The sequence below is a fragment of the Paracoccus spongiarum genome, assembly GCF_030732095.1.
Lineage (GTDB): Bacteria > Pseudomonadota > Alphaproteobacteria > Rhodobacterales > Rhodobacteraceae > Paracoccus > Paracoccus spongiarum.
Map to the genome: position 1 here is coordinate 1 of NZ_JAVAMQ010000072.1, position 833 is coordinate 833.

Here is an 833-nt window from a genome sequence, read left to right on the forward strand (position 1 = left end):
CAGGACTTCGGTAACGGGGTCGTCTCAGTCAAGCCATTTCACGCATGCGCGGTCGTCCGCGAATTGGCGGTTTCAGGTTTGTTATGATCGTCGCACGTCTGGCACAGCCAACTTCGTCTGAGGTCACCTGGGTGCATGCTTCGGTCCGTGGTCGGCGCGCAGGCCGCCAACATGATGCTGGTTCAATGCAGGTCCGATGTGCCCATCTCATTGGCGTGCTCGATGTGGTTCGGCAACAGTCCTGACCACGACATCATCGGAACCGCGTCCCATGGGGACCTGGAAGGCCTGCGGTCAGGCAGGCGACGGTGAAGCGCTTGGCCGATCAGGCTGCTTGCGGAACCTCAATCTCGGATCGGAAGGTTGTGCCGTCAGTCCATATCCGGTGCAGGATCACGCTGATGCGCCGGGCAAGGGCGACCATGGCCCGTTTTGCGCCACGACGGCGCGCGACCTGCACTGCCCATGTTCTCAGCCACGTCGAGCGACCACGATGCATCATGACCGTCGCCGCCTGGCACAGCGCACGCCGCAGGTTGACGTCCCCTGCTTTGGTGATCCCGCCGGAGATGTCGCGTTCGCCTGACTGGTTGCGTGAAGGCGTGAGGCCGACCCATGGCCCGACCTTCTTCGACGACGTGAACCGCGAGGGGTCATCAACTGCGGAACGGTAGGTCAGCGCCACGACCGCGCCCACGCCCGGCATCGACATCAGACGGCGACAGACAGGGTCGTCTTGCGCCAACTGACGGACCCGGCGTTCCAATCCTGCAAGCTCCTGTCGAAGGGATGCCCGCGCTCGCAGCATCGGCTCGGTCGCGGCGAACAGCATC

1 protein-coding gene is annotated in these 833 nt (G+C 63.7%); it reads right to left on the reverse strand.

Annotated elements, in window-relative coordinates:
• Window positions 1-325 precede the first annotated feature (325 nt).
• Window positions 326-833, reverse strand: a 508-nt coding sequence (locus Q5Y72_RS19735) for a transposase (protein WP_305965089.1), incomplete at its 5' end; no start/stop codon positions are given.